Here is a 13,898-nt window from a genome sequence, read left to right on the forward strand (position 1 = left end):
GCCGGGCGCGCCCAAGTTACAAGCGTGTAACCTTGCCAAGCCGGCTGCGTTGCGCCACCGCTTCGCCATGGCCTTCGCCTTCGACCCCGCCCGCTTCTTCAACGGCGAAGGCGCGCGCTTCGGCCATGGCGCGGCGATCGGCATCGGCTATCGCGCGCATGGGCCCGACTGGTGCGAGCTGGACCTGCCTTATGCCGCGCAGCTGGTGGGCGATCCCGAAAGCGGCGTGATCGCCTCCGGCCCGATCCTGACGATGATGGACATGGCCGCCAGCATCGCCGTGTGGAACCGCGCGGGCTTCACCGCCCATGCCACGCTGGACCTGCGCGTCGATTATCTCCGGCCCGCCACCCCGGGCGAGACGCTGGTCGGGCGCGGGGAATGCTACCGCGTGACGCATTCCGTGGCCTTTGTTCGGGGTGTGGCGCATCACGGCGATCCGGACGATCCGATCGCCCATGTTGCCGGCACCTTCATGGCGCCCGGAGGCTATCACCGGTGAGCGGGCTGCCGCCTTATGCCGATCTGCTCGGGCTGACGCTGGAGCCGGATGCCGAGGGCGCGCCGGTGCTGCTGATGCCGTTCGGCGATCCGGTGGTCGGCCGGCCCGGCTTTCTGCATGGCGGCGCGATCAGCGGCCTGCTGGAAATGGCCGCCTATATGGCCCTTGTCCACGAGCTCGCCGGCGAGGCGGATGCGGGCGTCAAGCCGATCAACGTCACCGTGGATTTCATGCGCGGCGGTCGCGACAAGCCCACGCGCGCGCGCGGCACCGTCACCCGGCTCGGCACCCGCGTCGCCAATGTGGAGGCCAGCGCCTGGCAGGACGATCCCGCCCAGCCGATCGCGGGCGCGCGGATGAACTATCTGGTGCTGCGGAGCTGAATATCCGTGCTCCCGCCTGCGCGGGAGCACGGATATGCCTCATTCCACCCAGTCGAGCCCCAGGTCGCGATACACCTCGCGGCTTTCCGCCCAGTCCTCGCGCACCTTCACATGGAGGTAGAGGTGCACCGGCCGCTCCATCAGCGCCGACAGCTCCGCCCGTGCCCGCGCGCCGATCTCCTTGATCCGCGCGCCGCCCTTGCCCAGCACGATGGCGCGCTGCGTCGGCCGCTCGACCAGGATCTGCTGGTGGATCTCCACCGAGCCGTCGCTCCGCTCCTCGTACTTCTCCGTCTCCACCGCGCTGGCATAAGGCAGCTCGGCATGCAGCTGGAGGTAGAGCTGCTCGCGCGTCACTTCCGCCGCGAGGCTGCGCTCGGTCGCGTCGGACACCTGATCCTCCGGATAATGCCACGGCCCCTCGGGCATCCGCCCCGCCAGCGCGCGCTTCAGCTCGGGCAGGCCATCCCCGGTCGAGGCGCTGACGAAGAACGTCTCGTCGAAGGCGACCAGCCCGTTCAGCTTCTCGGCATGGACCAGCAGCTTGGCCTTGTCCGCCAGGTCCACCTTGTTGAGGATCAGGTATTTGGGCTCGGGCCGCGCGGCGATCGCCTCGGCGATGTCGGTCACCTTGGGGCCGAGCCCGCTTTTGGCATCCACCACCAGCGCCAGAAGGTCCGCGCCTTCCGCCCCGCCCCAGGCGGAGGCGACCATCGCCCGGTCGAAGCGGCGCTTCGGCTCGAAGATGCCCGGCGTGTCGACCAGCAGCAGCTGCGTGTCGCCCTCCAGCGCCACGCCCAGCAGCCGCACCCGCGTGGTCTGCGCCTTGGGGCTGACGATCGCCACCTTCTGCCCGACCAGCGCGTTGACCAGGGTGGATTTGCCCGCATTCGGCGCGCCGAGCACGGCGATCAGGCCGCAATGCTGTGTGTGTTCTTCGCTCATGTCGCGCCTGCCGTAAATCGTCCGCGCCGTCCGCGCCAGTGTTCCCGCTTCGTTGCAGCGGGCACCGTGCGCGCCCATATCGTGCCTCATGGCGATCCAGATCCGCACCAGCCTTGCCGAGCCCGAGACCGGCCCCGCCTTCGTCCCCCATCGCCCCAACCGCCCTGAAAAGGCGGAAGGCGGCCGCACGTTCAAGCTCGTCAGCGAATATCAGGCCTCCGGCGACCAGCCGGGCGCGATCAAGGAACTGACCGAGGCCGCACTCGCCGGCGAAAAGGACCAGGTGCTGCTCGGCGTGACCGGCTCCGGCAAGACCTTCACCATGGCCAAGGTCATCGAGACCTTGCAGCGCCCGGCGTTGATCCTCGCCCCCAACAAGATCCTCGCCGCGCAGCTCTACGGCGAGTTCAAGTCGTTCTTTCCCGAGAACGCGGTCGAGTATTTCGTCAGCTATTACGACTATTACCAGCCCGAAGCCTATGTCCCGCGCTCCGACACGTATATCGAGAAGGAAAGCTCGATCAACGAGTCGATCGATCGCATGCGCCATTCGGCCACGCGTTCGCTGCTGGAGCGGGACGATGTGATCATCGTCGCCTCCGTCTCGTGCCTCTACGGCATCGGCTCGGTGGAAACCTATTCCGCCATGATCTTCGACCTGAAAAAAGGCCAGGTCGCCGACCAGCGCGAGATCGTGCGCAAGCTCGTCGCCTTGCAGTACAAGCGCAACGATGCCGCCTTTCAGCGCGGCAACTTTCGCGTGAAGGGCGACAATCTCGAAGTGTTTCCCTCGCACTACGAGGATGCCGCCTGGCGCATCTCGTTCTTCGGCGACGACATCGAGGACATCGTCGAGTTCGATCCGCTCACCGGCAAGAAGATCGCCTCGCTGAACTCGGTGCGCATCTACGCCAACTCGCATTACGTCACCCCCGGCCCGACGATGAAGCAGGCGACGGAGGCGATCCGCCACGAACTCACCGAGCGGCTCAAGGAGCTGGAGATCGAGGGCAAGCTGCTGGAGCGCCAGCGGCTGGAGCAGCGCACCAACTTCGACCTCGAAATGATCGCCGCCACCGGATCGTGCAACGGCATCGAGAATTACAGCCGCTTTCTCACCGGCCGCCTGCCCGGCGAGCCGCCGCCCACCTTGTTCGAATACCTGCCGGAGAATGCGCTGCTGTTCGTGGACGAAAGCCACCAGACGATCGGCCAGATCAACGGCATGTCGCGCGGCGATCACCGCCGCAAGATCACGCTGGCGGAATATGGCTTCCGCCTGCCCTCGGCGATCGACAACCGGCCGCTGCGCTTCAACGAATGGGACGCGATGCGCCCGCAGACCGTCTGCGTCTCGGCGACGCCCGGCGCATGGGAGATGGAGCAGGCCAGCGGCGTCTTCGCCGAACAGGTCATCCGCCCCACCGGCCTGATCGACCCGCCGGTCGAGATCAAGCCGGTCGAGGAGCAGGTCCAGGACCTCATCGTCGAGTGCAAGAAGACGACGGAGATGGGCTATCGCACCCTCGTCACCACGCTGACCAAGCGCATGGCGGAGGACCTTACCGAATATATGCACGAGGCGGGCATCAAGGTCCGCTACATGCACTCGGACGTGGAGACGCTGGAGCGTATCGAGCTGATCCGCGACCTGCGCCTGGGCGTCTATGACGTGCTGATCGGCATCAACCTGCTGCGCGAGGGGCTCGACATTCCCGAATGCGGGCTCGTCGCAATTCTCGACGCCGACAAGGAAGGCTTCCTGCGCTCGGAAACCTCGCTGATCCAGACGATCGGCCGCGCCGCGCGCAACGTGGAGGGTCGCGTGATCCTCTACGCCGATCGCATCACCGGCTCCATGGAGCGGGCGATGAACGAAACCGCGCGCCGCCGCGAGAAGCAGGAAGCGTACAACCGCGAACACGGCATCACGCCCACCACGATCCGCCGCAACATCGGCGACATCATCGCTCATGTCGCGTCCAAGGATCAGGTCACCGTCGAGATCGATGACGAGCGGCCGCACATGGTCGGCCACAACCTGCGCGCGTATATCGAGGAGCTCGAGAAGAAGATGCGCAAGGCCGCCGCGGACCTCGAGTTCGAGGAAGCCGGCCGCCTGCGCGACGAGATCCGCAGCCTGGAACAGGAAGAGCTCGGACTGCCGGTGGAACAGCAAAAGGCGCCGCTGATGGGCCGCTCCAACGAGGGCAAGCCCGGCACCCGCAAGACCCGCTTCGGCAAGACGCAGCGCAAGTTCGGCGGCGGCTCGCGGCGGGGATAGACCTGCTGTCCATAGCCTGTTCCCCGGCGAAGGCCGGGGCCCAGTTGGGAAAGCCTGGCGTAGGGCGCAACGCACATCACCGACGTCCCGCAACTGGACCCCGGCCTTCGCCGGGGAGCCAGATGAGGTGAGCCGGAGACTTTCACGCGTACGTCACCCCGGCCCTGACCCGGGGTGACGCTCGGCTACATCACCTCAGAACGAGAAACGCCCGCCCAGCGAGAACACCAGCGCGTGCGCATTCTCCAGCCGCCCGTTGGTCACGATCGGCGTCTGCGCGACGGTGCCGGCATAGGCCGCCGTCACCCGGTCGATCGACTCGTCCTTGAAGTCGATATAGTTCGCCGCCAGGTCGAACCCGAGCCGCGGCGTCGCCTGGAAGGACGCACCCGCCGCGAAGTTCCAGCGGTTGGAGTCCGGCACGCGCGCATCGCGCTCCCCGTCCTCGGTCGGCGTGTTGGTGCGCTGCACGCCGGTGCGCAGCGTCAGCTTCGGCGACACGGCATAGTCCACGCCCGCCGCATAGCTCCAGATGTCGCGATAGCCCTCGGGGATCGCGGTGTTGACCGGCGTGCCCAGGCGGATCGCGTCGAACTTGCTCCAGGTGTAGCGCACGAACTGCGTGTTCAGCGTCAGCGCATCCGTTGCGCGGAAACGGCCGCCGACGATGATCTGCGCCGGCGTGTAAAACGTCGCCTTCACGTCGGACAGCTGCCGGTTCTGCCCCGCCAGCGCGCCGGTCAGCCCGGCAATCTCCAGGTCGCCCTTCAGCGTGTGCTTGATGTCGGACTTGTAGCTGATGCCGACGGTCGCCCAGTCGTTGTGCAGCTGCACGCCGGCGGTCCAGCCCACATCCCAGCCGTCGCCCTTGAGTACCTGGCTGCCGTCCGCCGCTACCGGCGAGATGTTGGGCAGGGCGTTCGACAGGTACGCATCGGTGTATTCGATGTTCGCGCCGCCGCCCACGCGCAGCCAGTCGGTCACCGCCACCGCGACGGAGGGCTGGATGTCCACCGTGCGCAGCTTGGTCTTGTCCGCGCTGTACCGCGCCCAGCTGTCCGCGTCGTAGTTCGTGGTGAAGCTGTACGGCGAGGTCACGGCCAGGCCGAAGGCAACCCGGCCGAAGGGGATCGCGATCGCGCCCGACGGCAGCACGCCGTTGTTGATCGGATCGCTGGACGAGGAGTTGCCGCCCACGGAGGTGAACGCCTGGCCCGGACGGCGGATCACGGTGCCGTTGTCGCGCACGTCGCCCTTGGGCAGGATGGTGGAAACGTTCAGCGCCACCTCGGCGTTCGGCAGGTCGGCGATCGAGGCGGGGTTCCACCACAGCGACTGCGGGCCGGTATCGGCCGCTTCACCGGAAAAGGCGCGCCCCGCGCCGCGCGCGGACTGTTCCTGAAGGTAGAAGGCCTGGGCATGGGCAGCGCCGGCAAAGGCGATGGAGGCGGCGATCGCCGAAGCGGCGAGCAGGGCATTCTTGCGGTGCGACATCATGGTTTTCTTTCGTTGAACAGGAAATCGGAGAAGGTGTGCTTCAGCGCACGCGCTTCCAGGTCTGGGTCTTGCAGAACGGCACGAACACGCAGCCACGCAGCTTCAGTTCGTTGGGCCCGGCGGGCGTGATCCGCGCCTTGTAGGTCTTGCCGTCCTCGGCATTGTAGATCTTGCCGCCGTCCCAGACGTTGCCGTCCTGGGTGAAGCCGCTGAGGATCTGCAGCCCCTTCAGCTGCCGGTTCCGCAGCGACTTGTCCGAATTGTTGACGTCCCTCAGGTCGGGGTTGGTGCGCAGATGCTCCGAGGCGACGAGCCTGCCGCACAGCGACGGCCCGCAGCGCGCGATCTCGACGATGCCGCCGCGTGTTTCCGTCTGCCAGCGGCCCACCGCCGTGTTGGCGGAAACCTGCGCGTTGAGCGGCGCGGCGACGATTGTTGCTCCCGCCAGAGCCAAACCGAGACGACTCAGTTTCACTATCCTCTCCTTTACGTAGTCGGTAACCGCCCGCTGTGCCCGCGAGCCTTAACGTCAGATGAAGCTAGAGGGCAGCGGGGGCGGGACCGCCGAGCGACAGATCCTCGCGCGCGACGTCGTAATAGCTCGCCACCCGGTCGGCATAGGCCTGGTCGAACAAGGGCGCGTTGTTCGCCCAGCTCGGCCCGCCTTCCAGCACGCGGCGGTCGATCGTCACCTGGTAGCTGTCGTTCGCCGCGTCATAGGACAGCAGCTGGAACGGCAGCGGGTAATAGGCCTTGCCCATGCCCAGAAAGCCACCGATCGTCAGCACGGCATACAGCGCCTCGCCCGTGCGCTTGTTGATCATGTAGCTGTAGACATAGCCGATCGCATCGCCGTCCCGGCTGCGGACCTTCATGGTGTCCGCCTTGTTGGACTGGATCAGAAGCTGGGTGGGCGTGTCGCTGCTCGACATGAACGTGTCCTCTCGTTTCGCGGGCACAACTTTCCGAAAGGCACCGCGGTTCCTAGTCTGCGATCAGGCTGGTGCGCTTCGTCTCCGGCAGCATCCAGAACGCCACGCTGGTCACCGCCAGCGCCGCCGCCACGTACCAGAAGAACGCCGCTTCCGCCCCCGCACGCTTGAACCACAACGCCACGAACTCCGCCGTGCCCCCGAACAGCGCATTGCCCAGCGCATAGGGCAAGGCCACGCCCAGCGTGCGGATCGATGCGGGGAACAGCTCCGCCTTCACCAGCGCGCTGATCGCGGTGTAGCCCGACAGCAGCAGCAGCAAGCAGACCACGATCGCGAACGCCGCCGCCGGCGAGCGCACCTCCGCCAATGCCGTGAACGCCGGCACGGAAGCCAGCGCGCCGCCGATCCCGAACAGCAGCAGCATCGGCCGCCGCCCCACCCGGTCGGACACCGCGCCGAACACCGGCTGCGCGCACATGTAGAGGAACAAGGCCGCCGTCATCACCCGCGTCGCGGTTGCCCGGTCGAACCCCGCCGTGTTGACCAGGAACTTCTGCATGTACGTGGTATAGGCGTAGAAGCCGAGGCCGCCGCCCGCGCTGATGATCGCCACCAGCCAGAAGGCGCGCGGATGCTCGTTCAGCAGCCGCAGCGCGCCCGACTGCCGCCGCTCCTCCACGCTCATCGCCTCGAACGACGCGGTTTCCGCCAACCGCCGGCGCAGCAGGTACACGACCAGCGCCAGCCCCGCCCCGATCGCGAACGGCACCCGCCAGCCCCATGCCTGCAACGCCGCCTCGTCCAGCACCGCCTGCAACACCAGCACCACGCCCAGCGCGCCCAGCTGCCCGCCGATCAGCGTGACATATTGAAAGCTCGACCAGAAGCCGCGATGCTCGGCGCTCGCCATCTCCGACAGGTAGGTCGCGCTGGTGCCGTATTCGCCGCCCACCGACAGGCCCTGCAGCAGCCGGGCGACCAGCAGCAGCGCCGGGGCGAGCGCGCCCGCCTGGCGGTAGGTGGGCGCCACCGCGATCAGCAGCGATCCGGCGAACATCAGCCCCACGGACAAGGCGAGCCCCGCCTTGCGCCCGTGCCGGTCGCCATAGACGCCCATCACATAGGCGCCGATCGGCCGCATGAGGAACCCCACGGCATAGATCGCCGCCGCGCTCAGCAGCTGCGCGGTGGGATCGCTCTTCGGAAAGAACTCCGGCGCGAAATACAGCGTCAGCGCGGCATAAGCGTAGAAGTCGTACCATTCGACGAGATTGCCCGCCGAGCCGCCCAGGATCGCCTTCAGCCGCGTGCCGTTCATCCTCGCCCCCCTTTCGCTCGGCCCTGACGGCCGTAACCGGATTGGTTCGCTACAGCCTTCGGCGGAGAAAATCTCCATCAAAATGCGACCGGTCGCCCCGGTGACGCTGCCGACACGCGGTTGAGCCGCCCGCCACCATCCCCCATAAGCCCGGGCGATGAAGCGCTTCCTGCCCGTTCTCGCCCTTGGCGCCCTGGTCGCCGCCTGCGTTCCGCCCGCCACGCCGCCGGCACCCGGAGGGCGCACGCCGCTGCCGCAGCCGGCTTCGCCCCGGCCGCGTCCCGCCCCCGCGCCGGCGGCGCAGGACTGGCGCGACCGGCCCTACACGCCGGGCGACTGGGTCTATCGCCAGGATGCGCGCGGCTCCCTCGCGCTGTTCGGGCCGCCGAACCGCGATGCGCTGCTCACCCTGCGCTGCGACCGGCAGCGCGGCCAGATGTTCCTGTCGCGCCCCGGCGCGGCGCCCGCCGCGCTGGTGATCCGCACCACGTCGCTCACCCGCACCCTGCAGGCCGCGCCCACCGGGGGCGAACCGCCCTATGTCGCCGCCGCCCTGCTCCCGCGCGATCCGCTGCTCGATGCGATGGCGTTCAGCCGCGGGCGGATCGTGGTCGAGGTCGCCGGGGCCGCGCCGCTGGTGGTGCCGAACTGGGCCGAGATCGGCCGGGTGGTGGAGGATTGCCGCGGCTGACCGCGCACAGCGGCCGCGCCGTTTCGATTTGGCGCAGACAGGGCTTGCATCCGGGCGCGGGATGACTCACATTCCCCTCGTACCCAGGCCGGGTACGATCGTTTTCAACAAGCGAAAGGAGGTGATCCGATGTCTCATGGTTCAGCAATGGGGTCGGTTCAGTTCGTTCGGGGGACGCACCGCTAAGGAACGCTCGCCGACCCGCGGGGAGACTTCTCTCCCACCAACGCGGCAAGGCGGCAGACCCAGGCGGTCCGCATGGTCCTCCGGGCTGGAGCTCTCCGGCCGCTGACCATGTTAGGGGGTTGTCAGGCGCCGGGAGGCTGCCTGGCAACCTCTTTTCATTTCCGCTCCCCGCCTTTTCCGCCGGACGTTGGCGGTCAGCGCTGCACCACCCGCGTGTAGAGGTGCCAGGTGGCATAGCCGAGCACCGGCAGGACGGCCGCCAGCCCGACGAACAGCGGGATCGATCCCGCCACCAGCAATGCGGCCACGATCAGGCCGCAGCGCGCCATCGCCCCCGGATTGGCCTGCACCGCGCGAAGGAGGTCCGCACCGCATCGCCGGCTACGACGGGCCGGTCCACCACCATCGGCACCGACACCACCGTCAGCATCAGCGTCACCGCCGCGATCACCGCCCCGGCGGCATTGCCGGCGACGATCAGCGTCCAGCCTTCCGGCGTGAACAGCAGCGCGCGCACGAAGCCGCCGATGCCGACCGGCTCCAGCCGCCCGAGCGTCAGCTGGTACAGGACCCACGCCACCAGCAGCCACGCCAGGAACAACACGCCCAGCAAGCCGGTGATCGAGACGAGCCCCGCCCGCCGGTCCGGCGCCAGCGGGTCCAGGAAGTGCGCCCAGCCCGCCTCGTCGCCCTGCTCACGGCGGCGCGCGATCTCGTAGAAGCCGGCGGCCGCCACCGGCCCGAAGATCGAGAGCCCGGCGGCCATCGGGAACAGCAGCGGCAACAGCGCGCTGTTCAACGCCGCCGCCGCCACGATCAGCCCGATCAGCGGATAGAGGAACGGCACGAACAACAGGTCGCCGCGCTTGGCGAGGAAGTCCTCCCACCCGCTCCTGAGCGCCCAGCGCAGGTCCTCCGCGCCGATCCGGTTCACATCGGCAGCGGCCGCGTGCCGTGCGCCCGCGGCAAGGTGCATCTGCGCCATCATCCCCTCCCCGGCGCAAGGGGCAGAAGCGGCCGCGCTCGCGCGGCGCGCAGGGGGAAAGTCAGCCTGGTGTCGCTCATGGCAGGCCCTCACGCTCTGCAAGCGGGAGCATTCCAGCTCTCGTCGCCCTCCTGCTCGCAAGCCATGGCGACGGCGACACCCCGTTCTACGCCTTTGCCAAGACATTGGCGACAGGCATGTTTCCGTCATCGGCTCTGCCTTCCGCCCCTGCGCGACATGCCGGCTGGCCGCGCCGCTCCGGCTGTGCTTTGCTGCGGCGTTCAACCGGGGAGCCCTTGCCGCCATGCGTCGCCTTGCCTTGTCGCTGCTGATCACCGTCGCCGCCCTGTCCCAGCCGGTGGCGGCGCAGAACCGGATCGAGGCACCCGTTCCGTCCGCTGCCGATCTGCAGGCGCAGATGGCGGCCGGCACGATCACCAGCGTCGCCGCCACCCGCGCCGCGCTTGCCCGCATCGCCGCGATGGACCGCCAGGGCCCTACCCTGCGCGCGGTGATCGCCGTGAACCCCGATGCGCTCGCCCAGGCCGCCGCCGCCGACGCGCGCCGCAAGGCCGGACGCAGCCTCGGCCCGCTCGACGGCGTGCCCGTGCTGGTGAAGGACAATATCGAAACCGCCGATCCGCTGCCCACCACCGCCGGCAGTCTCGCGCTCGCCGCCAACGTCACCCGCCGCGACGCGCCGGTGATCGCGCGGCTGCGCGCGGCCGGCGCGGTGATCCTCGCCAAGGCCAATCTGTCGGAATGGGCCAACATCCGCTCGGACAAGGCGATGAGCGGCTGGTCCGCGGTGGCCGGCCTCGTCCGCAACCCCTATGCGCTCGATCGCAGCGCCTGCGGCTCCTCCAGCGGCTCCGGCGTCGGCGTCGCGGCCGGCTATGCGCCGCTGGCGATCGGCACGGAAACCGATGGCTCGGTGGTGTGCCCATCCGCCATGAACGGCCTGGTCGGGTTGAAACCCACGATGGGCCTGGTCAGCCGCACCCATGTGGTGCCGATCAGCCACAGCCAGGACACGCCCGGCCCGATGGCGACCAATGTGCGCGACACTGCGCTGCTCTTCTCCGCCATGGTCGGCAGCGACCCCGCCGACGCGGAGACGGCGGGTGCCGACCGTTACCGCCGCGACTACGCCGCCAATCTCTCGCCCGCCGCGCTGAAGGGCGTGCGCGTCGCCGTGCTCCGCCCCGAAATGCCCGCCGCGCTTGCCGAGCGGTTCGACGCCGCGCTGGCCGTGCTGAAGCGCGCCGGCGCGGTGCTGGTCCCGGTCGAGGCCCCGTCTCTGCCCAATCTCGGCGCTCTCGAGACCGCGGTGCTCCAAACCGAGCTGAAGGCCGATCTCGCCGCGTATCTCGCCACCACGCCGGCGGCGGTGAAGGTCCGCACGCTGGCCGACGTGATCGCCTTCAACAAGGCCCATGCCGAGGCGGAGATGCCGTTCTTCGCGCAGGAAACGTTCGAGGCGGCCGAGGCGCGCCCGCCGCTCACCGACGCCGCCTATCTCGATGCGCGTGCCGCCTCCCGGCAGATCGCGCGCGCCGCGCTGGACGGCATGCTGGAAAAGGCGAAGGCGGTCACCCTCGTCACGCCCACCTACGGCATGCCGTGGCTCAGCGATCCGGTATATGGCGACCAGTTCCAGGGCCCGTCCGCCAGCGAGCTGCCGGCGGTGTCCGGCTATCCGCACCTCACCGTGCCGATGGGGCTTGCCCGCGGCCTTCCAGTCGGCCTGTCCTTTATCGGCCGCCCGTTCGCCGATGGCGACCTGCTGCGCGCCGGCTTTGCCTTTGAACAGGCGGCGCATGCCCGCGTCGCCCCGCGCTTCCTGCCGAGCGCCGATGTCGGCCCCGGGCTGGGCGGCGGCCGCTAGCAACCTCGACCGCCCGGCCCTATCTGCGCTCCATCCCCCTTGGAGCGCCCGCATGAAATATCTCCACACCATGATCCGCGTCACCGATCCGGACGCGACCATCGCCTTTTTCGAGCTGCTCGGCCTCCAGGAGGTGCGCCGGATGGAGAACGAGCAGGGTCGCTTCACCCTGATCTTCCTTGCCACCCCCGAGGACATGAACGCGCCCGGCGAGCGCGCGAATGCGGAGGTCGAGCTCACCTACAACTGGCCGGCCGAGGACGGCAGCGCACCCGAAACCTATACCGGCGGGCGCAATTTCGGCCACCTCGCTTACCGCGTGGACAATATCTACGAGACCTGCCAGCGCATCCTCGACGCCGGCCTGATCGTGCACCGCCCGCCGCGCGACGGTCACATGGCGTTCGTCAAGACGCCGGACGGCATCTCGATCGAGCTGCTGCAGGACGGTGTCCTCGAACCCGCGGAGCCCTGGGCCTCTATGCCGAACACCGGCACCTGGTAATGCCGCATGGCCCCGGCTGGCTCGGCAGTCGCCATCCGCTGATCCAGGCGCCCATGGCGGGCGCCGGCGGACCCGCGCTGGCGATCGCCGCGCGGGCCGGCGGCGCGGTCGGCTCGCTGCCCTGCGCGATGCTGGCGGCCGACGCGATCGAGGCGCAGGCCGCGGAAGTGCGCGCGGCGGGGCCGGGCGTGCTGAACCTGAACTTCTTCGCGCACCGGATGCCCGACCCTCCGGACGACAGCGCCTGGCGCGCCCTGCTTCAGCCCTTCTACGATCGCGAGGGGGTCGCCCCTCCCGCGTCCGCAGCGCCGCTGCGCCGCCCGTTCGACGCCGCCGCCTGCGCCGCCGTCGAGCGGGTGCGCCCCGAACTCGTCTCCTTTCATTTCGGCCTGCCCGATCCCGCTTTGCTCGATCGGGTGCGGGCCAGCGGCGCGCGGGTTCTCGGCAATGCCACCAACCTCGCCGAGGCACGCCGGCTCGCCGATGCCGGGGTGGACGCGATCATCGCGCAGGGTTTCGAGGCGGGCGGACATGCCGGGCTGTTCGATCACGGCCATGATCCCGTCGGCCTGTTCGCCCTCGTCCCGCAGATCGCCGACGCCTGCGGCCTGCCGGTGATCGCCGCCGGCGGCATCGCCGACGCGCGCGGCGTGCGTGCCGCCCTTGCCCTCGGCGCCGCCGCGGTGCAGGTCGGCACCGCCTATCTGCGCACCCCCGAAGCACGGATAGCCGAGGCGTATCGCGACGCCCTGGCCAGCCCGGCCGCCGAAGCCACGGTGCTCACCAACCTGTTCTCGGGCGGCCTGGCGCGCGGCCTGCCCAACGCACTCACCCGGGCGCTCGGCCCCGTGCGCGCGGAGGCACCGCCCTTTCCGCATGCCTCCACCCTGCTGGCGCCGTTGCGGGCGGCGGCGGAAGCGGAGGGGCGCGGCGACTATTCGCCGCTCTGGGCCGGCCAGTCGGCGGCCCTCGCCCGTCCCACCACGGCCCGCGCGCTGACGGAGCAACTGGGCGCCGCCGCCACCGCCGCGCTTGAAGGAGAATGTTCGTGACTGACCTCGTCGTGCTTGCCGTTCCCGCCCTGTCCGACAATTACATCTGGCTCGTCCACGATCCCGCATCCGGGGAGACCGCGGTGGTCGATCCGGGCGAAGCGGCCCCGGCGCTGGCCGCGGCGGCGGAGCGCGGCTGGACGATCGGCCAGGTCTGGGTCACGCACTGGCATCCCGATCACACCGCCGGCATCGCCGCGATCAAGGCGCAAACGGGCGCCACCGTCACCGGCCCCGCGGCGGAGGCGGCGAAGATCCCCACGCTCGACCTGCTCGTTGCCGAAGGCGACACGCTGCACCTCGGCGACCACGTTGCGCAGGTGTGGGAAACACCGGGGCACACCGCCGGTCACATCACGCTGCTCCTGAAAGGCGACGCCCTCGCCTTTACCGGCGACACGCTGTTCGCGATGGGCTGCGGCCGGCTGTTCGAGGGCACGCCGGAACAGATGTTCGCCAACATGCAGCGCCTGTCCACGCTGCCGGACGAAACCCTGGTCTATGGCGCGCACGAATATACCCAGTCGAACGGACGGTTCGCGAGCACCGTCGAGCCCGGCAACGAAGCGGTGCGGCGGCGCATGGTGGAGGTCGATGCCCTTCGCGCGCGCGGCGAGCCGACCCTCCCCACCACCATCGGCGCCGAGCGCGCCACCAACCCCTTCGTGCGCGCAGGCACCGCCGAGGAGTTCGCGGCGCGGCGCCGGGCCAAGGACGCCGCCTGACC

The 13,898-nt window shown here is 69.3% G+C and carries 15 protein-coding genes; 8 read left to right on the forward strand and 7 right to left on the reverse strand.

Annotation, left to right across the window (positions count from 1 at the left end; all coding sequences use genetic code 11):
• Positions 1–67 precede the first annotated feature (67 nt).
• Positions 68–502, forward strand: coding sequence for a PaaI family thioesterase (locus tag DVW87_RS05550; RefSeq protein WP_114686701.1), 435 nt, complete (start codon positions 68–70; stop codon positions 500–502).
• A complete protein-coding gene (locus DVW87_RS05555; RefSeq protein ID WP_181814764.1) occupies positions 499–885 on the forward strand; it encodes a PaaI family thioesterase in 387 nt (128 codons plus the stop codon). Before DVW87_RS05550 ends, DVW87_RS05555 begins: the two co-directional genes overlap by 4 nt.
• Positions 886–924: 39 nt before the next feature.
• On the opposite strand, the gene era is transcribed toward DVW87_RS05555, so the two are convergent.
• Complete coding sequence (era, locus tag DVW87_RS05560; RefSeq protein WP_114687090.1) at positions 925–1,830, reverse strand: GTPase Era; 906 nt, start codon at positions 1,828–1,830, stop codon at positions 925–927.
• Positions 1,831–1,918: 88 nt separating this feature from the next.
• Between era and uvrB the strand changes: the two genes are divergently transcribed.
• Positions 1,919–4,114, forward strand: coding sequence for an excinuclease ABC subunit UvrB (gene uvrB, locus DVW87_RS05565; RefSeq protein ID WP_114686702.1), 2,196 nt, complete (start codon positions 1,919–1,921; stop codon positions 4,112–4,114).
• A gap of 195 nt (positions 4,115–4,309) precedes the next feature.
• Here uvrB and DVW87_RS05570 read toward each other — a convergent pair whose 3' ends face one another.
• The 4 genes from DVW87_RS05570 to DVW87_RS05585 all read right to left on the reverse strand — a co-directional run bounded on the left by DVW87_RS05570 (position 4,310) and on the right by DVW87_RS05585 (position 7,864).
• Positions 4,310–5,608 carry an OmpP1/FadL family transporter gene (locus DVW87_RS05570; RefSeq protein WP_114687091.1) on the reverse strand — a complete coding sequence of 433 codons (1,299 nt, stop codon included), beginning with the start codon at positions 5,606–5,608 and terminating at the stop codon, positions 4,310–4,312.
• A gap of 43 nt (positions 5,609–5,651) precedes the next feature.
• Positions 5,652–6,086, reverse strand: a complete 435-nt coding sequence (locus tag DVW87_RS05575; protein ID WP_420822317.1) for a DUF2147 domain-containing protein — start codon at positions 6,084–6,086, stop codon at positions 5,652–5,654.
• 64 nt (positions 6,087–6,150) lie between these two features.
• Positions 6,151–6,543: a PRC-barrel domain-containing protein gene (locus DVW87_RS05580; protein WP_114686703.1), complete on the reverse strand. Its 393-nt coding sequence runs from the start codon at positions 6,541–6,543 to the stop codon at positions 6,151–6,153.
• A 52-nt stretch (positions 6,544–6,595) separates the two neighbouring features.
• Positions 6,596–7,864, reverse strand: coding sequence for an MFS transporter (locus DVW87_RS05585; protein ID WP_114686704.1), 1,269 nt, complete (start codon positions 7,862–7,864; stop codon positions 6,596–6,598).
• Positions 7,865–8,021: 157 nt separating this feature from the next.
• On the opposite strand from DVW87_RS05585, the gene DVW87_RS05590 reads away from it, so the two are divergent.
• Positions 8,022–8,555 (forward strand): hypothetical protein, encoded by a 534-nt coding sequence (locus DVW87_RS05590; RefSeq protein WP_114686705.1) that lies wholly within the window; start codon positions 8,022–8,024, stop codon positions 8,553–8,555.
• A gap of 380 nt (positions 8,556–8,935) precedes the next feature.
• On the opposite strand, the gene DVW87_RS18475 is transcribed toward DVW87_RS05590, so the two are convergent.
• Entirely contained in the window at positions 8,936–9,070 is a 135-nt protein-coding gene (locus DVW87_RS18475) for a hypothetical protein (protein WP_275402073.1), read from the reverse strand.
• Positions 9,052–9,726 (reverse strand): DUF2189 domain-containing protein, encoded by a 675-nt coding sequence (locus DVW87_RS05595; protein WP_239017764.1) that lies wholly within the window; start codon positions 9,724–9,726, stop codon positions 9,052–9,054. The genes DVW87_RS18475 and DVW87_RS05595 overlap by 19 nt, the downstream gene beginning before the upstream one ends.
• Before the next feature lie 304 nt (positions 9,727–10,030).
• Between DVW87_RS05595 and DVW87_RS05600 the strand changes: the two genes are divergently transcribed.
• From DVW87_RS05600 to gloB, 4 genes are read left to right on the forward strand one after another with little or no spacing between them, the layout of a single operon-like run.
• Complete coding sequence (locus DVW87_RS05600) at positions 10,031–11,614, forward strand: amidase (RefSeq protein ID WP_114686706.1); 1,584 nt, start codon at positions 10,031–10,033, stop codon at positions 11,612–11,614.
• Between the two features lie 52 nt (positions 11,615–11,666).
• Entirely contained in the window at positions 11,667–12,119 is a 453-nt protein-coding gene (locus DVW87_RS05605) for a VOC family protein (RefSeq protein WP_114686707.1), read from the forward strand.
• Positions 12,119–13,171 (forward strand): NAD(P)H-dependent flavin oxidoreductase, encoded by a 1,053-nt coding sequence (locus DVW87_RS05610; protein ID WP_114686708.1) that lies wholly within the window; start codon positions 12,119–12,121, stop codon positions 13,169–13,171. Before DVW87_RS05605 ends, DVW87_RS05610 begins: the two co-directional genes overlap by 1 nt.
• The gene (gloB, locus tag DVW87_RS05615; protein ID WP_239017765.1) at positions 13,168–13,896 is read left to right on the forward strand and encodes a hydroxyacylglutathione hydrolase; all 729 of its coding nucleotides are present in this window, start codon (positions 13,168–13,170) and stop codon (positions 13,894–13,896) included. Before DVW87_RS05610 ends, gloB begins: the two co-directional genes overlap by 4 nt.
• The last annotated feature ends 2 nt before the right edge of the window (positions 13,897–13,898 follow it).

The organism is Sphingomonas aracearum, from assembly GCF_003345355.1.
In the GTDB taxonomy this organism is placed as follows: Bacteria; Pseudomonadota; Alphaproteobacteria; order Sphingomonadales; family Sphingomonadaceae; genus Sphingomonas; species Sphingomonas aracearum.

Coding starts and splice junctions, on each gene's coding strand:
- DVW87_RS05550 (WP_114686701.1), top strand. CDS start 68: ATGGCCTTCGCCTTCGACCCCGCCCGCTTCTTCAACGGCGAAGGCGCG.
- era (WP_114687090.1), bottom strand. CDS start 1,830: ATGAGCGAAGAACACACACAGCATTGCGGCCTGATCGCCGTGCTCGGC.
- uvrB (WP_114686702.1), top strand. CDS start 1,919: ATGGCGATCCAGATCCGCACCAGCCTTGCCGAGCCCGAGACCGGCCCC.
- DVW87_RS05570 (WP_114687091.1), bottom strand. CDS start 5,608: ATGTCGCACCGCAAGAATGCCCTGCTCGCCGCTTCGGCGATCGCCGCC.
- DVW87_RS05580 (WP_114686703.1), bottom strand. CDS start 6,543: ATGTCGAGCAGCGACACGCCCACCCAGCTTCTGATCCAGTCCAACAAG.
- DVW87_RS05585 (WP_114686704.1), bottom strand. CDS start 7,864: ATGAACGGCACGCGGCTGAAGGCGATCCTGGGCGGCTCGGCGGGCAAT.
- DVW87_RS05590 (WP_114686705.1), top strand. CDS start 8,022: ATGAAGCGCTTCCTGCCCGTTCTCGCCCTTGGCGCCCTGGTCGCCGCC.
- DVW87_RS18475 (WP_275402073.1), bottom strand. CDS start 9,070: ATGGCGCGCTGCGGCCTGATCGTGGCCGCATTGCTGGTGGCGGGATCG.
- DVW87_RS05595 (WP_239017764.1), bottom strand. CDS start 9,726: ATGGCGCAGATGCACCTTGCCGCGGGCGCACGGCACGCGGCCGCTGCC.
- DVW87_RS05600 (WP_114686706.1), top strand. CDS start 10,031: ATGCGTCGCCTTGCCTTGTCGCTGCTGATCACCGTCGCCGCCCTGTCC.
- DVW87_RS05605 (WP_114686707.1), top strand. CDS start 11,667: ATGAAATATCTCCACACCATGATCCGCGTCACCGATCCGGACGCGACC.
- DVW87_RS05610 (WP_114686708.1), top strand. CDS start 12,119: ATGCCGCATGGCCCCGGCTGGCTCGGCAGTCGCCATCCGCTGATCCAG.